Raw genomic sequence first — 20,632 nt, 5'->3', positions numbered from 1 at the left:
CCTGAGAGGGGACCAAGGAGTCAAAGTCAAGAGAATGCGAACACTCGCTCGCTGCTTGGGTTCGGAGTAGGCTCGCCGCCATGGAGAACAAGCCCTCACCGCCCACCGTTGAAGTTTTGGAAGCGGACGACTGCTGGCGACTGCTTCGAGGTGTTGCGTTGGGCCGTCTTGCTGTCTGGGTCGACGACCACCCGGAACTGTTTCCGCTCAACTTCCGGACCGACAAAGAGACCATCGTTTTTCGCACTGCGCCGGGCACCAAATTATCCGCGGCATTGGAGGGAAAACCGGTGGCATTGGAAGCCGACCACATCAATGGCCGCACCAACGTCGCTTGGAGTGTCGTCGTCAAAGGACGGGCGGCAGAGGTGGAACAGACCGAAGAATTCCGGACCAACGTCGCCCAACTCCTTTTTCCGTGGAGTCCAGGTCCCAAGGACCTTTTTGTTCGCATCACCCCCGACGCCATTACTGGCCGCCGGTTTACGATCGCGCCCCCGCAAACATGGGAAATCACTCTGGACAATGCGACAAGGGCGGGTTTCGAATAGGTTGGTTACTTCTCCTCAGGCCGCCGGCATCCCTCTAGCACCAGCAGATTCTTGTGCTGCCTCGACGACTTGAGAGTGCGCCCGCACCGGGCGACAAAGGCATGGAGCACCCCAATGCCTTGTCTCGCTAGGACCCCCCGATGAGGTCGAAATTGTCTGCCTCGGCGTTGCCGGGCACGCTGTGCCGGCTCATTGACCCGTTCCCGGGAGGCTGCCACACTTTGAGCATCGCACCTTTGGTTCAAAGGAGATCCTCATGGCTGGCATGATCCGCAAGAGTCTGAACGAACCCGAAGAAACCCGGCCCTTCGAGGACGGCAAAGGAAAGCTGGACCTAGTTCATCTTGAGGCTGGCGGCGTGGGACGGGCCGTTTTCGAGCCCGGCTGGCAATGGTCCAAGCACGTGAAGCCGATCGCCAAGACGGACAGCTGCCAAGCGAACCATGCCGGCTACGTGCTGTCTGGACGGATGAAGATCGTCATGGACGACGGCGAAGAAAGTGAGTTCACCGCCGGTGACTACATGTCGGTCCCGCCGGGCCACGATGCCTGGGTCATCGGCGACGAGCAATGCGTAGTCATCGACTGGGCGGGGTACGCCGACTACGCCAAGCGACGCGACTAAATCGACATCGGCCGCATATTCCTCGCCAGCACCGGCCGGAGCAGCATCTCGATTGACTCAGGGTGTGTTGACCAGGCGCCTTTCGCCATGGAAGTGGAATGACTGCGTTCTGACGCGCCTCGAGCAGCCGGAATTACCTCAGTAACCCGGACACTGTTCCTCGCTCACAATCATCCTGTACACCCTGCACCCTCCGTCATGCCCGCCTGCAACCATCGGCCACTGATGCAGCGGGATTCCGTCCATGCGCGGGGGCAGCGTCCTGAATCTGTTGCCGCGAGTGAAGGCCGCCGCTGAGGATGCTCTCGTGCGTTCGGGCCCGAGACAGCGTCACGGGACCGTCAGTGGTTGCTCATCCTTGAGGGATGATGACACCGGCCGCGGACGCCCAGAACATTAACAAGAGTCGCCAGGATTCCAGCCTGACGAAATGATGCCGCGAAACCTTCCCTTCCCTTTCAACATCCGGCGTCAGAACAGCCTCAGCTACCTGAAGAAAAGGTCTTCGTGATGAACAAACACCAACTGATCGCCGACCACGGTCTGATCGGTGATCTGCAGACGACGGCGCTGGTTGCTACAGACGGCACTCTTGATTGGTTCTGCAGCCCACGCTTCGATTCGCCCAGCATATTCGCCTCCTTGCTCGACCATGAGCGCGGAGGCCACTTCACCACGCGGCCTCGCGAGGAAGCATTTGCAACGAAGCAACTCTATTTCCCCGATACAGCGATCCTCATTACGCGTTTCCTGACTGAAGCAGGGGTCGGAGAACTCACCGACTTCATGATTCCCACCACCGGCACTGCCCCCAGCCAGCAGCACCGGCTTGTGCGGATGTTCCGATGCGTACGCGGGAAAATCTCGTTCGACATTGAGGTTGCTCCCCGGTTCGACTACGGACGTCAGAGCCATGAGCTGAGTGTCTCTGATTCCGGCGCAGTCTTCGACGCCGGCGAGACACGTCTGAGTCTCAGCCTCATCCGTGAGCAGGATGACGAACGGCTAGGGCGTTCCATATCCACCGACGAAGGTATGCTGCGGGCCGTCCTCGACCTTGAGGAAGGTCAAATGCGCGGGGTCGTGCTGGAAACCGGCCCGGATGTTTCCCCCACGTTCATACGACCGGCGGAGGCCCAACAGTTGGCCGACGACACCGCGCACTTTTGGCATGACTGGCTCAGTCAATCCACTTATACGGGACGGTGGCGCGCGGTCCTGGAGCGGTCGGCCATCACGCTTAAGCTGCTGACCTATGCCCCCAGCGGAAGCCTGGTGGCTGCTCCCACAGCCGGTCTTCCGGAACAGATCGGCGGGGAACGCAACTGGGATTACAGATTCACTTGGGTCCGCGATGGATCATTCTCAGTTCACGCACTGCTTCGCATGGGATTCGTCGACGAGGCTGTCGCCTTCAGCCAGTGGCTCCGCAACCGTGTTACCGAGCCACGCGCGGAAGGCTCCTACCCGCTGGACATCATGTACCGCGTTGATGGCAGCTCCGACCTCCACGAGGAGGTCCTGAAGGATTGGAAGGGCTATCGCGGCTCCTACCCGGTGCGGATTGGAAACGGAGCCGCTGACCAACTCCAACTGGACATTTACGGCGAAGCGCTCGATGCGATGTACTACCTCGACGGCGCAGGCGTCGGAATCGGACAATCCGGTTGGCTCGCCATCTCCGAATTGCTCAATTGGCTCGCCGATAACTGGGACCAGCCGGAAGAAGGGATCTGGGAGACCCGGGGCGGCCGCAAAGACTTCACGTACGGAAGACTCATGTGCTGGGTCGCGTTTGACCGGGGCATCCGACTCGCCACATCGCATGGGCGGCCGGCGCCACTCGCCCGATGGATAGCTGAACGAGACGCCATATACCAGCAGATCATGGAAAAGGGGTGGAGCAGCGAACGCCAGGCATTCGTCCAGCAGTATGGAGATGAGGTCCTCGACGCCGCGCTGCTGAAGATGCCCCAGGTCGGCTTCGTGTCCCCGCAAGATCCCATGTGGCAGTCGACCCTCCGGGCGATGGATACAGAGTTGGTCTCAGATAGCTTGGTCTACCGTTACGACCCCAGCGCCTCCCCCGACGGGCTGCGTGGTTCGGAGGGGACATTCTCACTCTGCACGTTCCTCTACGTAGATGCCCTGGCACGGTCAGGGCGGCTCGAAGAGGCACGATTGACATTCGACAAGATGCTGACTTACGCAAACCACGTCGGGTTGTACTCCGAGGAGATCGCTGCCACCGGAGAGCAGATCGGCAACTTTCCACAGGCGTTCACGCATCTGGCACTCATCGACGCCGCCATGACCCTCAACGAGCGTCTGGACGCCGCGCAGAATGGTCGGCGATTTAGGGGCCAGACAGGGCACACGTCGCCGTAAGACCGTAGTCAACGTCCCGACCGTATGGGGCCGCTGCGTCGCCCGGCCATCCCCAGTGGTTTTGCGCCAGTGGTTATACGGCGTCGCGTGGATGCCCAATGGGCGGCGCGCTGAATTCAGTTGGGCGTGCACAGTTGCAGCTGAGAAGGGGTTCTCCCCCGACGGTCATGACAGGAGCCTCGCTTTCGCGGCGGCGAATTCCTTGTCAGTCAATACGTGGGCGGCGTGCAGTTCCGCGAGTATCTCCAGCTGATCAGCCAGCCACTCTTTACCGGCAGGCGTCGCGGACGGGACACTCGGCGCCCGCTGTTCAGCAGCCCGCCGGGAACGCACTCGATCATCGATTGAACCTGCTGTTACGCGCGCCGCACCCGAGATGGCAGCAGATCTCGCTATGGTCCCGAGCAGCCCGGGCAGGCCGCTTCTTGCAAAAGTCATCAGAATTCTGGGTCCGTGTCCGGTTCAGGTCGCGGAAATGCCGGCTGCTTCGACGGCGGCGACCACAGTGTCGTGGGGAATTCTCGCGTATAGGGTGGTTACGCCTCCTGAATCCTGTACGGCATCAGAAAGGTGCTGCGCCCAACGATGTTCCAGAGCTAGTACCAATGCTGTTTCGTTGTTTCCTATTGATTCAGCAGCGACTTCGAGGTCCGTGTCGCTGAGCAGCGTCAGCAACCGGGGATGGTCAATGAGGCCAGACCAGGCCTCCTGAAGGTGGTCTTCCAGGTCGCGAACGTGCACTACTCCGAACTGGTCTCTCGATAACAAAACCAGATCGATGATAGTCACCGCTCCAGGCCTGACCGCCTCCCTCAGCGCATCGATGACGGTTGGGTCGACCTCCGATCGCCGAAACGCACAGATCATCACTTCAACGGGTCCGACTTTCATGTGTGGCTCCTGTTGGCCGGAACTGCAAGTCCTATAAATATTCCCTATGCCGAACCGGTCAGACCTCACCCGCCCCGGATGATCTGATGCCATGGCAGCCACGCGACCGATCGTGTGATCCCTATCGGCTGCTATACACGCCCCAGAAATACCGCTTGGCCCTTGTTGAATCGCATCGTCTGCGCCTAGCATGAGCGACGTGGGACATATCTCGCCTAGTCCCCAGTTCAAGATCAAGCCCCCCCGTCGCGCGGAGCTGGCAATTGAGCGTCCGCGTTTGTGCGAGGCCCTGTCGGTTGCCGCCGATTCGCACAGGCTCATACTCGTCGAAGCTCCCGCGGGCTACGGAAAGTCGACGATCTTGAGCGACTGGGTTCGGGATACCACCAAGGCTTCAGGATGGCTCACCCTCGACCGCTTTGACGTACGGCCCGATCGGTTGTTCCGCGGCGTCTTAGCCGCCATACAGTCGGCAGCCGACGGATTGTCCCCCGTGATGAACGACATCCTGCTTGCCCATGATCAGTCTGAGGCCGGGGACGAAGTTGCATCCTATGACCACCTCCTCGCGGCGCTCGACCTATTGGAGGAACCCCTTGCCCTCGTCCTAGATGACGTGCATCTGGCCGGCCCGGGACTGGCCGACGGTATTGTAGGTGTGCTCACCAGCTCAGCCCCTCCGGCATTACGGCTAGTACTCTCGGGCCGTGACCATTCTTCCTTGCGGTTGGAGAAACTCCGCTATGGCGACGGGTTGGAGGAATTCCGCACCACTGAATTGGCCTTCACCTTTCAGGAGGCTACGGAGTTGGCGTTCAGCCTTGGACGGGCCGCCGAGGTGGATGTTGAAGCGGTTTGGAGGGCCACCGGTGGGTGGCCGGTGGCCCTCCATGCCGGCCTGGGTGGAACCCACGCCCATAAGGAGCACGACGACGGTTCCGGCGCATTTCCCGCGGCGCGAGCCTTCACCGAATACATTGCCGAAGAAGTTCTCGGCCAACTTGACCCAACGCTGGCAGACTTCGTTTTGCGAGCCACGACCTGCGACTGGCTTGAGCATGCACTCGCAATCGAACTGTCCGGTGTGCAAACCGGCGGAATCCTCCTCCAAGAGTGCATCAGAAAGGGCCTGTTCATCGAGGAGAAGGTCTCACGCGGCGACAAGTCCGTCTACCAGTGGCAACCCCTGTTTGCAGCCCAGTGTCGGGAAATACTGGAGGAGCGCAACCCAGTTCTCGCGGAGCACCTTCACCGGATTGCCGCCCGCTACTACCAGGACCTCGACATATCCGAGAGTGTCAGCCATGCCCTTCAGGGGCAAGAACCTCAGCAAGCCGTGACCTCCCTTGTAGCTCACTGGTTGGAGTATCTGCTGCGCAACGGCCTCTACCCCCTCGAACAGCTGTGTCTCGACCTGCCGGCACCATGGTGTGACCACGCCGGAGTACTCATGATCAGGTCTGTGTGCCGTGCGCTGGCGGGTGACGCACAGTCCGCCGTCGATCTTGCCGACCGAGCGCTTGAGGGTGTTTCTGCACTGGACGCCGCGCCCCGGAGACGGTTCGAACTGTACGTGGACTTGCTCGGATTGATGCCCACCCCAGGCATGCCTCTGCCTGGACAGGCTCGCGTTCGTCAGCACGAGGAAGTTCAACCCACACTTCTGGCACCCTCGGCCGCAGACACGGCGGATGCAAGCCATGTGGCAGTGGCAGATGAAGTAATCATCACCTCGGAGATCGCGTTGGCATATGCACTGGCGGGCGATTTGGCGGCCGCTGATAAGCGAGTGGTCCACGCCTTAAGCGGAGCCGACGAACTCGGATGGAGCCCGGAGGGCCGGATGGCAGGCCTCTGGCTGGCACAAGGGATCTCAAGCTACTGGATTGATGATCTGCCGGGCGCTCGAACGCACCTGGACAACGTCCTGCCCTCGGGAACTCAGGCCTCTTCGATCGACAAGCTATGCGCTGTCTACCGGATCCTGGTCGATTGTGCCAGGGGCGATTCCGCCCAGATCGCCGCCTCCGGCGAGATGCTGTTGTCGCTTCGAGATCGGGGACTGTACGGACCTTCATGGAATGCGTTTTCGACGATGGCAAGCGCAAAAATTGCCGAAGCCGAAGGAGACCTGGCCGGCGCGCTGGCGATTGCAAAGCCTCTTCAGGACGCAAAGAATCCTCCACTGGTGATTGCGTTCCTTGCCGAGCTACTCAGGCGCGGCGGCAAATTTGCCGAGGCGCTGTACTGCACGCACGCCGTGACGGAACGAGAGCGTAACTCATACACGGGCACTAGTATCGCCCTGACCGAGGCCCTCCTGGCCTCCCAGGACGGCGACTTGGCTGCGGCGCACGAGCGGCTTGAGCATGCGGTTTCTCTCGCGGAGCCGCAGCGCATCTTGCGCCCATTCGCCGACCGTAGAGACGAACTATCTGGACTTCTTATGCGGCACGCGGTGTGGGGCACCGCGCACGAGGCGTTTGTTGCGGCCCAGCTAAAGGAGAATACCCACGGCGACAACCTGACGACGTTTCTCTACTGGCGTCTCACGGAGCGTGAACTGGAAGTCCTTGCCTATATGCGCTCAATGATGACCGCTGCGGATATCGGAAAGGCACTTTTCATTTCGGTGAACACGGTCAAGACGCACCAGCGATCGATTTACCGGAAGCTCGGCGCGGCAAGCCGGCGGGACGTTCTCAAGATTGCTGCGGCCCGCGGAATCATCTAGAGATTCAGATGTGGTCGAGGCCGAGCTGCTCGGTTTCCGGTTTCATACTCTAGGGGTGAGGTCTGGGTTCAATCCTGTCCCGATATCCCTGGCGGCTTTCCTGCCCTGCTCGCAAAGAGGCGGCCTCCCCTAAGGGAGCGCCGCCACCGGGGGCCCTATCTACGCCCCTACCTATGACGGTTTCATCCTCGGTGCGGACGCTGTGAAGATCCTTTTGTCATGACCTGTGTCGATGCCTTCCTGATAAATCCTTTGGATGGCGGGCCAATCAGAGCGCTGCATGCTTCTCAGGGTTGCTGTGGCGCTCATAGGTTGGCCAGGATGCCTGTGACTTTGTCCAGGGCGCCGGGGGCCAGGGAGTAGTAGGCCCAGGTGCCCCGCTTTTCGCGATGCAGCAGGCCGGCATCCACCAGGATTTTCAGGTGGTGGGAGACGGTGGGCTGGCCGAGGTCCAGGGGTTCGGTGAGGTCGCAAACGCACGATTCGCCCGAGGCTTCGGCCTTGACGATGGAGAGCAGGCGCAGTCGGTTCGGGTCGGACAGGGCCTTGAAAATGATGGCCTTTTCCTTCGCCGCTTCGGCGCCCAGAACTGTCCCCGCTGGGGGGCAGCAGGTTTCTTTCGTGGCCGGTTCAAGGATGGGCAGCGCATTCATGCACACCATTATGCCCGAACATTGACCGCCATCAATGTATGAGGGCGGCATGCCCGTTTCTGCCGGCGAGTAACTCATGCATGCAGTGACGGTCAGGATCCGTCCTTCTGCGAAGGGTGCGGGACAACAACGTCGTCGGCCATGCGCGACGCCGCTGGGAAGAGGAGCACAAGGAGGCCGACACCCACTGCCGCACCGACCAGCTGCGCCAGCACGAAACCGGGGACCGAGCTCGGCGCGATGCCGGCAAACGTGTCGCTGAAGATGCGGCCGACCGTTACCGCCGGGTTGGCGAAAGACGTCGAGGAAGTGAACCAGTACGCCGCGCCAATGTATGCGCCCACAGCGGGAGCCGCGAGGATACCCCGTCTAGTGGCAGCCAGGGAGAAGATCAGCAGAACGAGCCCAGCGGTCGCAACCACCTCGCCCAGCAGTGTTCCCGCAGTGGCTCGGTCCTTGGCCGAGATGGACGTACCCACCTCGAACATGGCGTTGGCGAGCACGCTACCCCCGATGCCCCCGACCATCTGCGCCACCACATACGTGCCCAACTCCGCAAGGGTCAAGCCGGTGCGGCTGCGCCTGCCCAGGAGCCAGTCAGCGAGGGACACCACAGGATTAAAGTGTGCGCCGCTGACCGGTCCAAACATGAGGATCAGGACCGTCAGGCCCAGCACCGTGGCGGTGCTGTTCTGCAGCAACTGCAGTCCCACATCATTCGGGGACAGCTGCTGCGCGGCAATGCCCGAGCCGACGACGATGCAAACAAGCAGGGCCGTGCCGAGCATCTCGGCGACAGCGCGGCGCCACAAGGGCGGCTGATGTGAAGTCATAAGATCCAGCTTGACCGAAGAAATTAACTCAGTCAAAATTGAATCAATGACTACTGAGCTAACCGAGGACTTTCAGGCGCGTGCCGCAAAGCATGCAGCCCTCGCAGACCCTGCCCGCCTGCGCATCATCGACCTGCTGACTCTCGGCGACTACTCGCCGACGGAACTGCAGGCCGAGCTCGGCATCCCCTCCAACCTGCTGTCCCATCACTTGCGCACGCTGGAAACTGCCGGGCTCGCGACCCGCCACCGCTCGGAGGCGGACAAACGGCGCAGCTATGTCAGGCTCACCTCCGGGGCGCTGGAGGGACTCTCCCCCGGGCGGGAGCACGGAGTGCGCCGCGTCCTCTTCGTCTGCACGCACAACAGCGCTCGGTCGCAACTGGCGACGGCCCTATGGCGACGCGTGAGTGAAATCCCGGCAACGTCGGCGGGCACGCATCCGGCAGACCGCGTCGCCCAAGGGGCCATCGACATCGCAAAGCGGCACGGCATCAACCTCGGGAAGGCGAGTCCGCGTCAGCTGGCTGACGTCGTAACGAGTGACGACTTCATCGTCACTGTGTGCGACAACGCACACGAGGAACTCCCCGGCCTGGAAGGAATCCACTGGTCAGTACCGGATCCTCTCCGGCTGAATACCAACGTCGCTTTCGAACACGCTTTCCTCGACATCTCCAACCGCATCAGCGATCTCGCACCACGCCTGCACGCCGCCTGAACGGTCATGGGCAGGACAACCGCACGCACATATTGACAATCATCAATATAGTGCCGGATACTCCATCCATCGACAAGCATCAATACCGAGTCGGTGCAGCAAGGGAGCGGGCCGCACACCCAACCAGACCCACCATCAATTTGAATCCCAGGAGTAACCCGTGAGCACCGATACCACCAAGAAGCCTTCCGTCCTCTTCGTCTGCGTCCACAACGCAGGCCGTTCGCAGATGGCGGCGGCATTCCTGACCACCATTGCTGAAGGCGCTATCGAGGTCCGCTCCGCCGGCTCCCAGCCCGCGGACCAGGTCAACCCGGCCGCGGTGGAGGCCATGGCCGAACTCGGCATCGACATGTCCGCCGAGATCCCCAAGGTCCTCACCACCGAGGCCGTCAAGGAGTCCGACGTCGTGATCACCATGGGCTGCGGCGACGAGTGCCCCTACTTCCCCGGCAAGCGCTACGAGGACTGGGTCCTCGAGGATCCGGCCGGGCAGGGCGTGGACGCTGTCCGTCCCATCCGCGACGAGATCAAGACCCGCATCGAGGGATTGATCGAATCCCTGATCCCGGCCGCCAAGTAGACCAATCCGAATGAGAGCAGCAGGAGAGAGCTTCGTGAGCACCGACGTCCAGACCGAACAGCTGATCATCATCGGATCCGGCCCGGCAGGCTACACCGCCGCCGTTTACGCCGCCCGCGCAGGCCTGCGGCCGCGGGTGATTGCCGGAGCGGTCACCGCCGGCGGCGCCCTGATGAACACCACCGAGGTGGAGAACTTTCCCGGTTTCCCTGACGGTATCCAGGGCCCGGACCTGATGGAACAAATGCGCGTCCAGGCAGACAGATTCGGGGCGGTCATCGAGTACGACGACGTCTCCGCCGTCTCGCTCAAGGGCCACCTCAAAGAGGTGACCACCATGGGCGGGAACACCTATCGGGCACCAGCGGTCATCCTGGCCACCGGTTCCGCCTACAAGGAACTCGGCCTGCCGGAGGAGAAGAAGTTCTCCGGCCACGGGGTCTCCTGGTGCGCCACCTGCGACGGGTTCTTCTTCCGCGAACAGGACATCATCGTGGTCGGCGGCGGCGACTCGGCCATGGAAGAAGCGCTCTTCCTGACCCGCTTCGGCAAGACCGTCACCGTCGTCGTCCGCCGCGACACCCTGCGCGCCTCAAAGATCATGGCCCAGCGTGCGAAGGACAACGAGAAGATCCGTTTCGCCTGGAACAGCGCCGTCACCGCCATCCACGGCGACGGCAAGGTCACTGGCGTCACCTTGACCGACACCGTCAACGGAACCGCCACGGACCTGCCCGCGACCGGGATCTTCGTGGCCATCGGGCACCTGCCGCGCACCGAACTGGTCAAGGGACAGGTCGATTTGGACGACGAGGGCTACATCAAGGTCGACGCCCCCACCACGTGCACGAACCTCCCCGGCGTCTTCGCCTGCGGCGACGCGGTGGACCACCGGTACCGGCAGGCCATCACGGCCGCTGGCACCGGCTGCTCCGCGGCCTTGGACGCCGAACGCTACCTGGCAGCCTTGGAAGACACCGACAGCATCGCCACCGCACTCGTTGAGGAGAGCATCCATGCTTGAGAACACTGAAACCGAGACTCTGCAGCTTCCCGTCGCCGTCATCGGCGCCGGTCCGGTCGGGCTGGCAGCCGCCGCCCACCTGCTCGAACGCGGGCTAAAGCCGGTCATCTTCGAAGCAGGCGACACGCCTGCCGCGGCAATCGACGCGTGGGGACACATCCGGCTCTTCTCGCCGTGGCGGTACAACATCGACGCCGCCGCACGCCGGCTGCTGGCCGGAACCGGTTGGCAGGAACCGGACCCGGAGGCACTTCCCATCGGCGCCGGACTGATCGAGCAGTACCTGAATCCGCTGGCATCGGTCCCCGCGATCGCCGGCGCCCTGCGGACTTCCCGCCGGGTCACCGCCATCAGCCGGGACGGCCTGGACAAGACGCACTCCCGCGGCCGGGAAACCACCCCGTTCCTGGTCCGGGTCGAAGACGCCGAGGGCGCGACCACCGATCATCGTGTCCGCGCCGTCATCGATGCTTCCGGCACCTGGAACACCCCGAACCCGCTCGGGCAGGCCGGGCTCCTAGCGGAAGGGGAGGTTGAAGCCCGCGCGGCGGGATTCATCACCGACCCGCTGCCCGATGTCACAGGACGCGGCCGGGCCCGCTTCGCCGGCAAACACGTTCTGGTCGTCGGTGCGGGGCACTCGGCCGCCAACACCCTGCTGTCGCTGGGCGAGCTGGCGGCGCAGGAACCCGGCACCCGGATCAGCTGGGCCATCCGCCGCAACTCTGCGGCCACCTTGTACGGGGGCGGCAACCTCGACGGCCTGCCGGCCCGCGGAGCACTCGGCTCCCGCCTGCGCGCCCTGGTCGAGGACGGAGCCGTCGAGCTGCACACCTCGTTCACGATCACCGGCTTAAAGAGCGCAGACACCTTGGCCGTCCTCGGAACCACAGCTGATGGCCAGGCGCAGCTGGACGTGGACCTGCTGGTGCCGGCCACCGGCTTCCGCCCGGATCTGGACATGCTGCGCGAAGTCCGGCTGGACCTGGACCCGGCGGTGGAAGCCCCGCGGGAACTCGGCCCGCTCATCGACCCTGAATTCCACAGCTGCGGTACCGTCGAACCCCACGGCGCGAAACTGTTGTCCCACCCGGAGAAAGATTTCTACATCACCGGGATGAAGTCCTACGGCCGTGCGCCGACCTTCCTGATGGCCACCGGCTACGAACAGGTCCGTTCCATCGCCGCGGCACTGGCAGGCGACCAGGAGGCAGCTGACAACGTCGAACTCGTCCTGCCCGAAACCGGTGTCTGCTCCTCCGACCTCGGCGGCAGCTGCGACACAACCCCCACGCCAGCAGGCACCGACGAGGCATCCTGCTGTGCAGCTCCCGAGCCGGCGTTCCTCGGCATCCCCACCGGGCTGGCACATGGACGCTCCGCCGGGCAGGAGCGCACACCGAGTGTCCTGTTCATCTGTGTGAAAAACGGCGGTAAGTCGCAGATGGCGGCCGGCCTGATGCGTGATCTGGCTCGCGGAACCGTTGAGGTGGAATCGGCCGGGACCAAACCCGGCAACGCGATCAACGCGCTTTCGGCCGATTCCCTGGCCGAACTTGGCATCGACATCAGCGCCGAGAAGCCCAAACCCGTCGCTGACGCCGCGCTGCGGGATGCTGACGTCGTCGTGACCTTGGGCCCCGAGGCTGAGGTCACGGTCCCGGAGGGCACCCGCTACGAGAACTGGGACACCGACGAACCCTCTGAACGCGGCATCGAGGGCATCGAGCGGATGCGCTTGATCCGCGACGACATCCACCGACGCGTCCAAGAGCTCCACGCCGAACTCACCGGCTCACAACCCAGCGCCTGACCCCGCGCTTCCACCGTAGGTCACTCCCCGGCAAGGACAGGACGAAAGTGCAGCACACAGGATCAACCGGCGAAACACGTGACGTCGACGTCCTCGTTATCGGTGGAGGTCAGGCTGGCCTTGCCGCGGGGTTCTACCTGAACCGTCTGCGGCGGGACGCGGCCGCCGGTAGGTCCGGCCCGGCCCCGAACTTTGCCATCCTCGACGCCAATAACCGGGCCGGCGGTGCCTGGCAGCACTATTGGGACAGCCTGGAACTGTTTTCCCCGGCCGCCTACAGCTCCTTGCCCGGCTACCAGATGCCGCCCTGGCATGGCCAAGGCAACCCTTCAGCGGACCATGTCGTGGACTACCTGCGCACCTATGAGGCCCGCTACAGTCTGCCCGTCCACCGGCCCGTCACCGCCACTGCAGTGCAGCAAACCACCAACGGGTATACGACGGAAACCGATAACGGACGGTGGACCAGCAGGGTCGTCATCAGTGCTACCGGGAACTGGAACGCCCCCTACATCCCGCAACTGCCCGGCAGCGAGCAGTTCCTGGGGCGGCAGCTGCACACGGCCGACTACAGGGACCGGCACGGCTTTGCCGGGCTGAAGGTGATCGTGGTTGGCGGCGCGAACTCCGGAGCGCAGATCGCGGCGGACCTCACCGCCGTCGCGGCCGTCACCTGGGTGACCCGGAAGCCGCCGCACTACCTTCCCGATGACATCGATGGCCGGGCACTGTTCCAGATCGCCACCCAGCACGCCCGCGCAGTCGCGAACGGCGAACCCAGCCCGGGCGGCGTCGCCTCCTTCGGCGACATCGTTGCCGTACCCGCCGTCAGGGCAGCACGAGACGCCGGACACCTACAGGCCTCGCCGATGTTCTCCCGGTTCATCCCCGGCGGTGTCCAATGGGACAACGGACACGAGCTGGAAGCCGACGTCATCATCTGGTGCACCGGATTCCGGCCCGATCTGCAGCACCTGCAACCCCTGGGTCTTACCACCCGCAACGGCATCCCCGAAACGTCGGCGGCCCTAGCCAGCCGGTCTACCGACTGCCCCGGTCTGTTCTTCCTCGGCTACGGCGACTGGTGCGGACCCGCATCGGCCACCCTCATCGGCGCCGGGGCCATGGCCCGCGACACCGTGGCCGCGGCAGCTGCCTCGGGCGCACCACCGGTCCCTTCCACCGAGAGCCAACTGCAGGACGAACTCCACCAGTAGCGACAGCAAGCCTTCAGCCACCCACCAACGCCACGCATTCAAAGGGGAACAATGTGAACGACGAAAACGATGACCGGCTGAAAGGCGTGGCTCCCGCCGAAGACATCCTCGGCAGAATCAGCCAGGAACTGGCCGGCAAGTTCACAGGAATCTTCACCCCGGAAATGGTCGACCGCTATGTCTTCGAGTCCTACACGGCCTTAGCCAGGACCGCCCGGATCACCACCCACCTCCCGTCCACCACGCGCCACTTTGCCTACGACCGGCTCACGGCCTTGGCCCATTCGAAAGGAAGCCGTCCCAGCGGCAAGCCCGAAGTCCTCTTCGTTTGCGTACACAACGCTGGCCGTTCTCAAATGGCCGCCGCTCTGCTCAAACACCGCGCGGGCGACACCGTCAACGTCCGCTCAGCCGGATCGATGCCCGCCGAACGCCTCTTGCCCAACGTCACCGCCGTGATGAACGACCTCGGCATCAACCTCGAGCAGGAGTTCCCTAAACCCCTGACCGACGACGTCGTTCGGGCAGCCGACATTGTTGTGACCATGGGTTGCGGGGATACCTGCCCCATCTACCCCGGAAAACGATACGAAGACTGGCAGATCGACGCCCCAGAGGACCGCTCCTTGAAAGAAGTGCTGGCAATCCGCGACCAACTCGACCAACTCGTTCAAGGGCTTTTGGCCAGCCTGTCCCCTGGATTGAGGTCTTGAACGATGACAGTGGAACTGACGTCCGTACTCACATGTCCGGATGCGGGCAGGAAACCACCTCACAGATGCCGACCGATGCCTGTCAGTTCTTCTGGGTGCGCCCGGCATGCAAGCAGCGCCTGCGGGCCCCGATGGGGATTGCTGCGTGTTCTGTTCCTTCCGGATTGCCCCCCTGCTCAAGCAGACGCCCACTGCCTCGAACTAGCTTTCGTGCAAAAAGTGAACCTTCTCGATCGCCGCCTTCACGCCGGGGTGTCATTGGTCTCAAGATGAGACGGAAAATCCAGTTCCCGCCAACCGTTCGGCCTCAACCTCTGCCCGGGTAAGCGAAATGAAATGCTCGGCGTAGTGCAGGCGCGGATCCGACTCGAGGGCGCCATCGAGTCGCGGGGCGCACTCGATGCCACCTCGCCCCGGTTCATGGCGACGTAGAGGGCCGGGACCCCGCCGTTGAGTGCGTCGGCACGATGTTGTGGTTGAGGCGGAACAGGTTCTGCGGGTCGAAGCGGTTTTTCAGGGCCACCAGCCGGTCGTACGTTTTCGGCCCGTAGGCCTGGCGTGCGGCTTCGGTGGCGTCGTAACCGACTTCTGCACCGAGGAAGTTGACGTATTGGCCGTGCTCGGCAAGCGGCTGCATATTGGCGTAGGCCTTCCGGGCGAACCCGCTGAGCCGCTCGTCCTCCGCTGGGTCCTTCCAGAAGCCGTAGACGTTCAGCCAGTACTTCGCCGAACGGTTGGGAAACGCTGTCGCATCCTCGGGCACACGCCCGAAGGCCCCTTGCATGTGGTGGATGTCGATCCCCGTTCCGAACCACGTCACCTCGGAGGCGAATCCGACCAGGACATCGACGGCCTCTTCATCCAGCCTGGAGAATGACACGTTCTTCCAGTACCCCCGGGCTCCCTTGGGAAAGAGGCTGTCCATGGCGGACTGCCACTCCAGCCAGGCCGCGGGCCCCACTTCCTCCTCGTCCGGGGGTGCCGCTTCCCGCAGCTGCCCAATCAACTCGAGCCCTGGCTGATGGTTCTCGGAGGCCCAGGCAAAGCCGATGATCATCCACGGCTCCTCCCCCATCTCGAAGTCGGGCGGCAGCACCAGGATCGAGATGATCGGGTTCATCTCATCGGGCAGGTCCTGGGTCCAGCGATCAAAGGCATGCAGGGCGTCCCTCCAGCGCTCCGGGCGGTAGAAGAAATTTCCACCCAGTACGGCAACCGGCAACGGACGGGCCCGGAAGGTGAAAGATGAGACCACTCCGAAGTTCCCGCCCCCACCGCGCAGGCCCCAGAACAGCTCGGGGTTTTGCTTCTCGCTGACCTGCAAGTGTTCGCCTGTGGCGGTGACGACGTCCGCGGAGACAAGGTTGTCCAAGCTCAGCCCGTTGGACCGGGTCAGCCAGCCCACACCGCCACCAAGGGTCAGCCCGGCGACCCCGGTCGCGCTGATCACCCCGAGCGGTACGGCAAGTCCGTGCGGAACAGTGGCATGGTCGACGTCCGCCAAAGTCGCCCCGGGTCCGACGGTCACAAGCCGTTGCCCTGCTTCAACCTCCACACCGCGCAACTGGCCCAAATCCAGCACCAGGCCGCCTTCGACCGTGCCATGGCCGGCGATGTTATGCCCGCCCCCGCGCACAGCCAGCGGCAGCCCGGTGCTCCGCGCCATGTCCAGGACGTGGTCGATGTCAGCAACGGTGCCCGCCCGGATAACCGCCCGCGGGTGCACGTCGATCATGCCGTTCCACACTGCCCGGGCCTCGTCGAAGAGCGGATCCTGCGGTTCAATCACCGACCCGGCCAAGTGGCTGCGCAGCTCCTGCAGCGCGCGGTCGGTTTCGCCGTCCTGGTCGCCATGATCCATTGTGTTCATCGGTCTGTTGCTTCCCTGACGCGGGGGTGTGACGTCCTTTAATCCAGCAGTGGATTGAATTTCGCCGGTGCCGGCGATGCCGGGCGGTACCTGCCCCAGGACGCGCCCTGAGGTGTTCCGGCCCGGGAATACGGTCCAGCCGACAATGCACTGGAACAGCGCGTGGTGGCCTCAAGTATAGATTCGCCGGAGTCACCGGACAACAGACCCACCGGAGTGCCTGCTTTTCAAGAAAAGAGCGAATTGGCCGATCTTCCCTGAAGACCCTGACATGGAGCACCCCTCCGCCCTGCTCAGACAAGCCAGGGGGTCCGGGAAGCCGCCGTCCGCCGTCATCATGCAGGAACGACAACCCCTGGGCGCCCGGTCAGAGCGGAGTAGCATACCGAAATGGATTACCCGGGAGATGCCGGGCAAGGGCTGGCGCCGCCACTGCCAGGGACCGTCCAGCCGGCAACCGCACTAGCCTGGAGGGTCGTATGGGACAGCATGTGAAGGCCGGGGAGCTGGAGACCTGGACGGAGCAGGTCGGCCAGGGGCCCGACGTGCTGCTGATCGGCGGGCTCGGGGACACCGTGGAGTCCTGGCAGTGCCAGCTCGACGGGCTGGCGGACCGTTACCGGATGACGGCCTTCGACAACCGCGGGGCTGGCCGGACGGCCATGCCCCAGGGGCAGCCGACTGTGGAGGCGATGGCTGACGACGCTGCCGCGGTGCTGCCCTCGTTGGGAGTCTCCTCGGCCCATGTGGCCGGGTCTCCGGCGGCAGCATCATTGCCCTGGAGCTCGCGCTGCGCCACCCCGAAGCCGTCCGCAGCCTGGTGCTGCAAAGCACCTGGTCAGCGATGGACGACTTCATGCAGACGATGATCCGGGCCTTCCACTGGCAAGCCGAGCTGGCGCCCAGCGAGCGTGACTTCCTGGAGGGGGTTCTTCATCTGGGTCTACACCGCCAGGGCCCACAATGACGGGACGGTCGACCGGTTCATCGAGGACGCCATGGCCTTCCCACACAAGCAGAGCACGGAGGACTTCCTCGCCTTCGCCGATGCCTGCGCGCGGCACGTAACGGCCGGCAGACTGAACGCCATTCAGGTTCCAATACTGGTACTCGCCGGCGGCGCCGACAGGATGAGCCGCCCTGAGCTCGGTAAGGGGGTGGCCGATGAGATCCCCGGAGCCCGGTTCGAGGTAATGGAGGAGGAAGCGCACCAGCCCTTCCAAGAGGTCCCGGACGCTTGGAACGCGCGGGTGGATGAGTCCTGGCAGGAGGCGGAGAGGCTCCACTCGGGTACGACGTCGAGCTTACCCCGGCACCCGTTGTCCTTTTGAGTGTCGGAACGCGGGGCAGCAGCGCCTGCCATTCCGGGATCCCCGGTTCAAGGACTGTTGGCCAGTGACTCGCTTTCGGCCCGAGGCCTCGCTCTCGTCTAGGCGGATCGCCCCGCCAACCAGGCGAAAGCAACCCCGCCCGAAGTTGCTGCCCCAGCCTAGCTGGGCGGCCACTCCAGTCTGCCTTGGCCATCGCGCAGAGACGGAAGCACAGGCGGAGGGCCTGCAACGAGATACAAACGCATCACTCGCCGTGGCGGATGCGAGCCTGTGGAAATTGACCGTATGAGCCACTCCAGTCACCCAAAGTGGACTACATGTGGATCACGCTTTACGGACCCTTATGCACTCGCTGGAGCCGATTGGAGAGGCACTCCTACAGCCAGCCGGGAACACACTTGCCTGTCTCACTAGTGATACAGCAACGCGGAACAGGCCCGGGCAGTCGGTGGAACGGCTCCAAGATTCCCCTCTCCTTCCGCCTATCGGTTGCTACCCACATATCGTAGGGTGGCCTTGGCAGATCTCCGCTTCCTGTTTCCGCCGCAACTAAGCTCCTGGGTTCAGCACGTCGATTTCCGACGTTCCAACGAGATTCCCTCGAAGGCACCGTCAGGCGCCGGGGCGGCCCAAACCGTGCATGCGTCGGAGACAGGAAGGACCGTGGTGGATAAGTCAGACGTGCCGATGCCTGTCAAGGGCCCCGCCTTAGTCGGGGTAGTACAGGGGCAGCGGGCGGCAGTGGTACGGCGGGCAGCGGTCCTAGCCGTCGGCCTTGGTGTGGATTTGGTATGCGTGCATGTGGACGTCTCCACCTATGAGGAGACCCTGCCGAATGGGTCCAAGATTCTGTTGCCTATCGATTCCGATGGTGACTTCAGCTATGTGGAACGGACTGCCGAAGAAATCCAAACCAACCTGTCCGAGGCTCTGACCGGGTGCCGGGTGGCGTGGTCGTTCCGGACCGTGGCTGGTGAACCGGCGCGCGCCTTGTCTGATGTTGCAGATACGATCGGCGCGTCCATGATCGTGGTGGGAACACGCGAACCGGGCGTTGTCCACGCCCTCGAGGAAGTTCTCGTCGGGTCCGTGGCCGTTCATCTGGCCCATCATCAGCACAGGCCGGTGCTGATAGTCCCGCTCGATCCCCGCCCCTTCGAGTAAGGGCACGTAACTCCCCAATGCGGCCTATCGACTCCATTTACGGGTACGGTGGTCCGGCTCACGAACTGACCGTCCAGCCCTAGGCAAACGGCCCCTGCGCAGATGAGGGTGCTAGTTGGGCCGGCTGGTCCGCCGGATCTGGGCCAAGCGAATTCGGTGCAGCCCCGACCGGGATTACCCAACAACTACGTTCAGCGAGGCACACAAGATAACGCTGCCGCGGGCGAAGCTGACCGCCCGGGGCCTTGACTGTCGACGCATTGCATCGCAACGGGTCAACACGTCAGCGAGTCAGAACTACCTTCAACGCTTTGGTCTCTGCAGCACGGGTGAACGTGTCGTAGGCTTCAACGATCTCCGCTAGTGGGAAGTGATGTGTAGCAAACTTTTCCGCGGGGATCCGATGTTGGGCCACTAGTTTTAGGAGCATGGGGGTGGTGTTCGTATTGACTAATCCCATGCTGATGTTGATGTTCTGGATCCACAGATTTTCCAAGTGCAGTTCAACCGGCCTGCCGTGAACACCTACGTTGGCTACGTTTCCCCCTGGCCGGACTAGCTGCACGGCCATTTCGAAGGTTTCGGGGATCCCCACCGCTTCAATGGCTACGTCTGCCCCGAGCCCATTGGTTAGCGCGAATACTTGCTCTTTCCAATCCGGAGCCAGCGATGAGATGACGGTGGTGGCACCGAAGTCCCGTGCTTGGCTAAGGCGATGCTCGTCCAGATCCATTGCGATCACCGAGGCCGCCCCGTAGAGGCCTGCGGTAGCGATCGCAGCTAGGCCCACGGGTCCTGCGCCGACGACCACGACCGTGTCTCCGGGCTTGACTTTCCCATACTGGACTCCAATTTCGAACCCGGTCGGGAGAATGTCCGAGAGCATGACGGCTTGTTCATCCGTCACTCCCTCCGGGAGTTTGTGCAGCGAGTTGTCGGCGTACGGGACGCGCACAAATTCCGCCTGCGTTCCGTCGATAAGATGACCGAAGACCCATCCGATACCTGTTGCCCCCTCGTCCCCATGACAGTGGGAGTAAAGCCCCACCTTGCAGCTGGTGCAGTGCCCGCAGGATTTGATGCAGGAGATGATGACGCGGTCACCAACCCTGATGCCCATGACGGAAGATCCGGTCTCCATGACGGTTCCCACACCTTCATGTCCCAGGATTCTTCCGCTTTGAACAGCCGGGACGTCACCTTTGAGAATGTGAAGATCCGTACCGCAAATTGTGGTGGTATCCACGCGGACGATGGCGTCTGTCGGATTCTTGATGGAGGGATCCGAAACCTCGGTCCACGATTTCTTCCCGGGACCGTCGAATACCAGTGCTTTCACTTTCCATTCCTTTCTCGTTGCTCGGCCAGTGCTGAAGCTGAGGAGCCATCCCCGTCCGGTTGCGATCGCAGCGACGCGTACAAGCGGGCGGGTCAGGCACTAGAGTTGCTTGTCGAACGCGATGGCGTGTGCGGTCCCTCGATGGCGTGTGCGGTCCCTCACGGCCCCCGCACTATTTGGGG

19 protein-coding genes are annotated in these 20,632 nt (G+C 63.1%); 13 read left to right on the top strand and 6 right to left on the bottom strand.

Annotation, left to right across the window (positions count from 1 at the left end):
- The first annotated feature begins 80 nt into the window (after positions 1–80).
- From MNQ99_RS09705 to MNQ99_RS09695, 3 genes are all read left to right on the top strand, one after another.
- Positions 81–551, top strand: coding sequence for a pyridoxamine 5'-phosphate oxidase family protein (locus MNQ99_RS09705; protein WP_241912808.1), 471 nt, complete (start codon positions 81–83; stop codon positions 549–551).
- 256 nt (positions 552–807) lie between these two features.
- A complete protein-coding gene (locus MNQ99_RS09700; RefSeq protein ID WP_241912807.1) occupies positions 808–1,176 on the top strand; it encodes a cupin domain-containing protein in 369 nt (122 codons plus the stop codon).
- A 510-nt stretch (positions 1,177–1,686) separates the two neighbouring features.
- Positions 1,687–3,564 carry a glycoside hydrolase family 15 protein gene (locus MNQ99_RS09695; RefSeq protein WP_241912806.1) on the top strand — a complete coding sequence of 626 codons (1,878 nt, stop codon included), beginning with the start codon at positions 1,687–1,689 and terminating at the stop codon, positions 3,562–3,564.
- 165 nt (positions 3,565–3,729) lie between these two features.
- On the opposite strand, the gene MNQ99_RS19205 is transcribed toward MNQ99_RS09695, so the two are convergent.
- Together MNQ99_RS19205 and MNQ99_RS09690 are read right to left on the bottom strand one after the other, a co-directional pair.
- Positions 3,730–4,002, bottom strand: coding sequence for an SHOCT domain-containing protein (locus MNQ99_RS19205; protein WP_127512715.1), 273 nt, complete (start codon positions 4,000–4,002; stop codon positions 3,730–3,732).
- Positions 4,003–4,026: 24 nt separating this feature from the next.
- Positions 4,027–4,455 (bottom strand): DUF6325 family protein, encoded by a 429-nt coding sequence (locus tag MNQ99_RS09690; RefSeq protein WP_241912805.1) that lies wholly within the window; start codon positions 4,453–4,455, stop codon positions 4,027–4,029.
- A 190-nt stretch (positions 4,456–4,645) separates the two neighbouring features.
- Between MNQ99_RS09690 and MNQ99_RS09685 the strand changes: the two genes are divergently transcribed.
- Positions 4,646–7,189, top strand: a complete 2,544-nt coding sequence (locus tag MNQ99_RS09685; protein WP_241912804.1) for a helix-turn-helix transcriptional regulator — start codon at positions 4,646–4,648, stop codon at positions 7,187–7,189.
- Positions 7,190–7,494: 305 nt separating this feature from the next.
- On the opposite strand, the gene MNQ99_RS09680 is transcribed toward MNQ99_RS09685, so the two are convergent.
- Positions 7,495–7,842, bottom strand: a complete 348-nt coding sequence (locus MNQ99_RS09680; RefSeq protein WP_241912803.1) for an ArsR/SmtB family transcription factor — start codon at positions 7,840–7,842, stop codon at positions 7,495–7,497.
- A 92-nt stretch (positions 7,843–7,934) separates the two neighbouring features.
- Complete coding sequence (locus MNQ99_RS09675) at positions 7,935–8,675, bottom strand: MIP/aquaporin family protein (RefSeq protein ID WP_241912802.1); 741 nt, start codon at positions 8,673–8,675, stop codon at positions 7,935–7,937.
- Positions 8,676–8,721: 46 nt separating this feature from the next.
- Here MNQ99_RS09675 and MNQ99_RS09670 point away from each other — a divergent pair, with 46 nt between their 5' ends.
- The 6 genes from MNQ99_RS09670 to MNQ99_RS09640 all read left to right on the top strand — a co-directional run bounded on the left by MNQ99_RS09670 (position 8,722) and on the right by MNQ99_RS09640 (position 14,746).
- Positions 8,722–9,396 (top strand): arsenate reductase/protein-tyrosine-phosphatase family protein, encoded by a 675-nt coding sequence (locus MNQ99_RS09670; protein WP_241912801.1) that lies wholly within the window; start codon positions 8,722–8,724, stop codon positions 9,394–9,396.
- 160 nt (positions 9,397–9,556) lie between these two features.
- Positions 9,557–9,979 carry an arsenate reductase ArsC gene (locus MNQ99_RS09665; protein WP_241912800.1) on the top strand — a complete coding sequence of 141 codons (423 nt, stop codon included), beginning with the start codon at positions 9,557–9,559 and terminating at the stop codon, positions 9,977–9,979.
- A 10-nt stretch (positions 9,980–9,989) separates the two neighbouring features.
- Complete coding sequence (gene trxB / locus MNQ99_RS09660) at positions 9,990–11,003, top strand: thioredoxin-disulfide reductase (protein ID WP_422387443.1); 1,014 nt, start codon at positions 9,990–9,992, stop codon at positions 11,001–11,003.
- Positions 10,996–12,816, top strand: coding sequence for an FAD-dependent oxidoreductase (locus tag MNQ99_RS09655; RefSeq protein ID WP_338423086.1), 1,821 nt, complete (start codon positions 10,996–10,998; stop codon positions 12,814–12,816). Before trxB ends, MNQ99_RS09655 begins: the two co-directional genes overlap by 8 nt.
- Before the next feature lie 47 nt (positions 12,817–12,863).
- Complete coding sequence (locus MNQ99_RS09645) at positions 12,864–14,033, top strand: ArsO family NAD(P)H-dependent flavin-containing monooxygenase (protein WP_241912798.1); 1,170 nt, start codon at positions 12,864–12,866, stop codon at positions 14,031–14,033.
- A 53-nt stretch (positions 14,034–14,086) separates the two neighbouring features.
- Positions 14,087–14,746 carry an arsenate reductase ArsC gene (locus tag MNQ99_RS09640; protein ID WP_241912797.1) on the top strand — a complete coding sequence of 220 codons (660 nt, stop codon included), beginning with the start codon at positions 14,087–14,089 and terminating at the stop codon, positions 14,744–14,746.
- A gap of 418 nt (positions 14,747–15,164) precedes the next feature.
- Here the strand turns inward: MNQ99_RS09640 and MNQ99_RS09635 are convergent, their stop codons facing one another.
- The gene (locus MNQ99_RS09635; protein ID WP_241912796.1) at positions 15,165–16,616 is read right to left on the bottom strand and encodes an FAD-binding oxidoreductase; all 1,452 of its coding nucleotides are present in this window, start codon (positions 16,614–16,616) and stop codon (positions 15,165–15,167) included.
- Between the two features lie 479 nt (positions 16,617–17,095).
- On the opposite strand from MNQ99_RS09635, the gene MNQ99_RS09630 reads away from it, so the two are divergent.
- The 3 genes from MNQ99_RS09630 to MNQ99_RS09620 all read left to right on the top strand — a co-directional run bounded on the left by MNQ99_RS09630 (position 17,096) and on the right by MNQ99_RS09620 (position 19,111).
- The gene (locus tag MNQ99_RS09630; RefSeq protein WP_241912795.1) at positions 17,096–17,485 is read left to right on the top strand and encodes an alpha/beta fold hydrolase; all 390 of its coding nucleotides are present in this window, start codon (positions 17,096–17,098) and stop codon (positions 17,483–17,485) included.
- Positions 17,486–17,527: 42 nt separating this feature from the next.
- Entirely contained in the window at positions 17,528–17,947 is a 420-nt protein-coding gene (locus MNQ99_RS09625; RefSeq protein ID WP_241912794.1) for an alpha/beta fold hydrolase, read from the top strand.
- 663 nt (positions 17,948–18,610) lie between these two features.
- The gene (locus MNQ99_RS09620; protein WP_241912793.1) at positions 18,611–19,111 is read left to right on the top strand and encodes a universal stress protein; all 501 of its coding nucleotides are present in this window, start codon (positions 18,611–18,613) and stop codon (positions 19,109–19,111) included.
- Positions 19,112–19,394: 283 nt separating this feature from the next.
- On the opposite strand, the gene MNQ99_RS09615 is transcribed toward MNQ99_RS09620, so the two are convergent.
- Complete coding sequence (locus MNQ99_RS09615; protein ID WP_241912792.1) at positions 19,395–20,450, bottom strand: zinc-dependent alcohol dehydrogenase family protein; 1,056 nt, start codon at positions 20,448–20,450, stop codon at positions 19,395–19,397.
- Positions 20,451–20,632: the final 182 nt, after the last annotated feature.

Origin of the sequence: Arthrobacter sulfonylureivorans, assembly GCF_022637435.1 — a bacterium.
GTDB lineage: Bacteria > Actinomycetota > Actinomycetes > Actinomycetales > Micrococcaceae > Crystallibacter > Crystallibacter sulfonylureivorans.
This window is presented reverse-complemented; position numbering and strand designations above follow the sequence as displayed.

Coding starts and splice junctions, on each gene's coding strand:
- MNQ99_RS09680 (WP_241912803.1), bottom strand. CDS start 7,842: ATGAATGCGCTGCCCATCCTTGAACCGGCCACGAAAGAAACCTGCTGC.
- MNQ99_RS19205 (WP_127512715.1), bottom strand. CDS start 4,002: ATGACTTTTGCAAGAAGCGGCCTGCCCGGGCTGCTCGGGACCATAGCG.
- MNQ99_RS09705 (WP_241912808.1), top strand. CDS start 81: ATGGAGAACAAGCCCTCACCGCCCACCGTTGAAGTTTTGGAAGCGGAC.
- trxB (WP_422387443.1), top strand. CDS start 9,990: ATGAGAGCAGCAGGAGAGAGCTTCGTGAGCACCGACGTCCAGACCGAA.
- MNQ99_RS09695 (WP_241912806.1), top strand. CDS start 1,687: ATGAACAAACACCAACTGATCGCCGACCACGGTCTGATCGGTGATCTG.
- MNQ99_RS09700 (WP_241912807.1), top strand. CDS start 808: ATGGCTGGCATGATCCGCAAGAGTCTGAACGAACCCGAAGAAACCCGG.
- MNQ99_RS09655 (WP_338423086.1), top strand. CDS start 10,996: ATGCTTGAGAACACTGAAACCGAGACTCTGCAGCTTCCCGTCGCCGTC.
- MNQ99_RS09675 (WP_241912802.1), bottom strand. CDS start 8,675: ATGACTTCACATCAGCCGCCCTTGTGGCGCCGCGCTGTCGCCGAGATG.
- MNQ99_RS09635 (WP_241912796.1), bottom strand. CDS start 16,616: ATGAACACAATGGATCATGGCGACCAGGACGGCGAAACCGACCGCGCG.
- MNQ99_RS09685 (WP_241912804.1), top strand. CDS start 4,646: ATGAGCGACGTGGGACATATCTCGCCTAGTCCCCAGTTCAAGATCAAG.
- MNQ99_RS09630 (WP_241912795.1), top strand. CDS start 17,096: ATGGGACAGCATGTGAAGGCCGGGGAGCTGGAGACCTGGACGGAGCAG.
- MNQ99_RS09670 (WP_241912801.1), top strand. CDS start 8,722: ATGACTACTGAGCTAACCGAGGACTTTCAGGCGCGTGCCGCAAAGCAT.
- MNQ99_RS09690 (WP_241912805.1), bottom strand. CDS start 4,455: ATGAAAGTCGGACCCGTTGAAGTGATGATCTGTGCGTTTCGGCGATCG.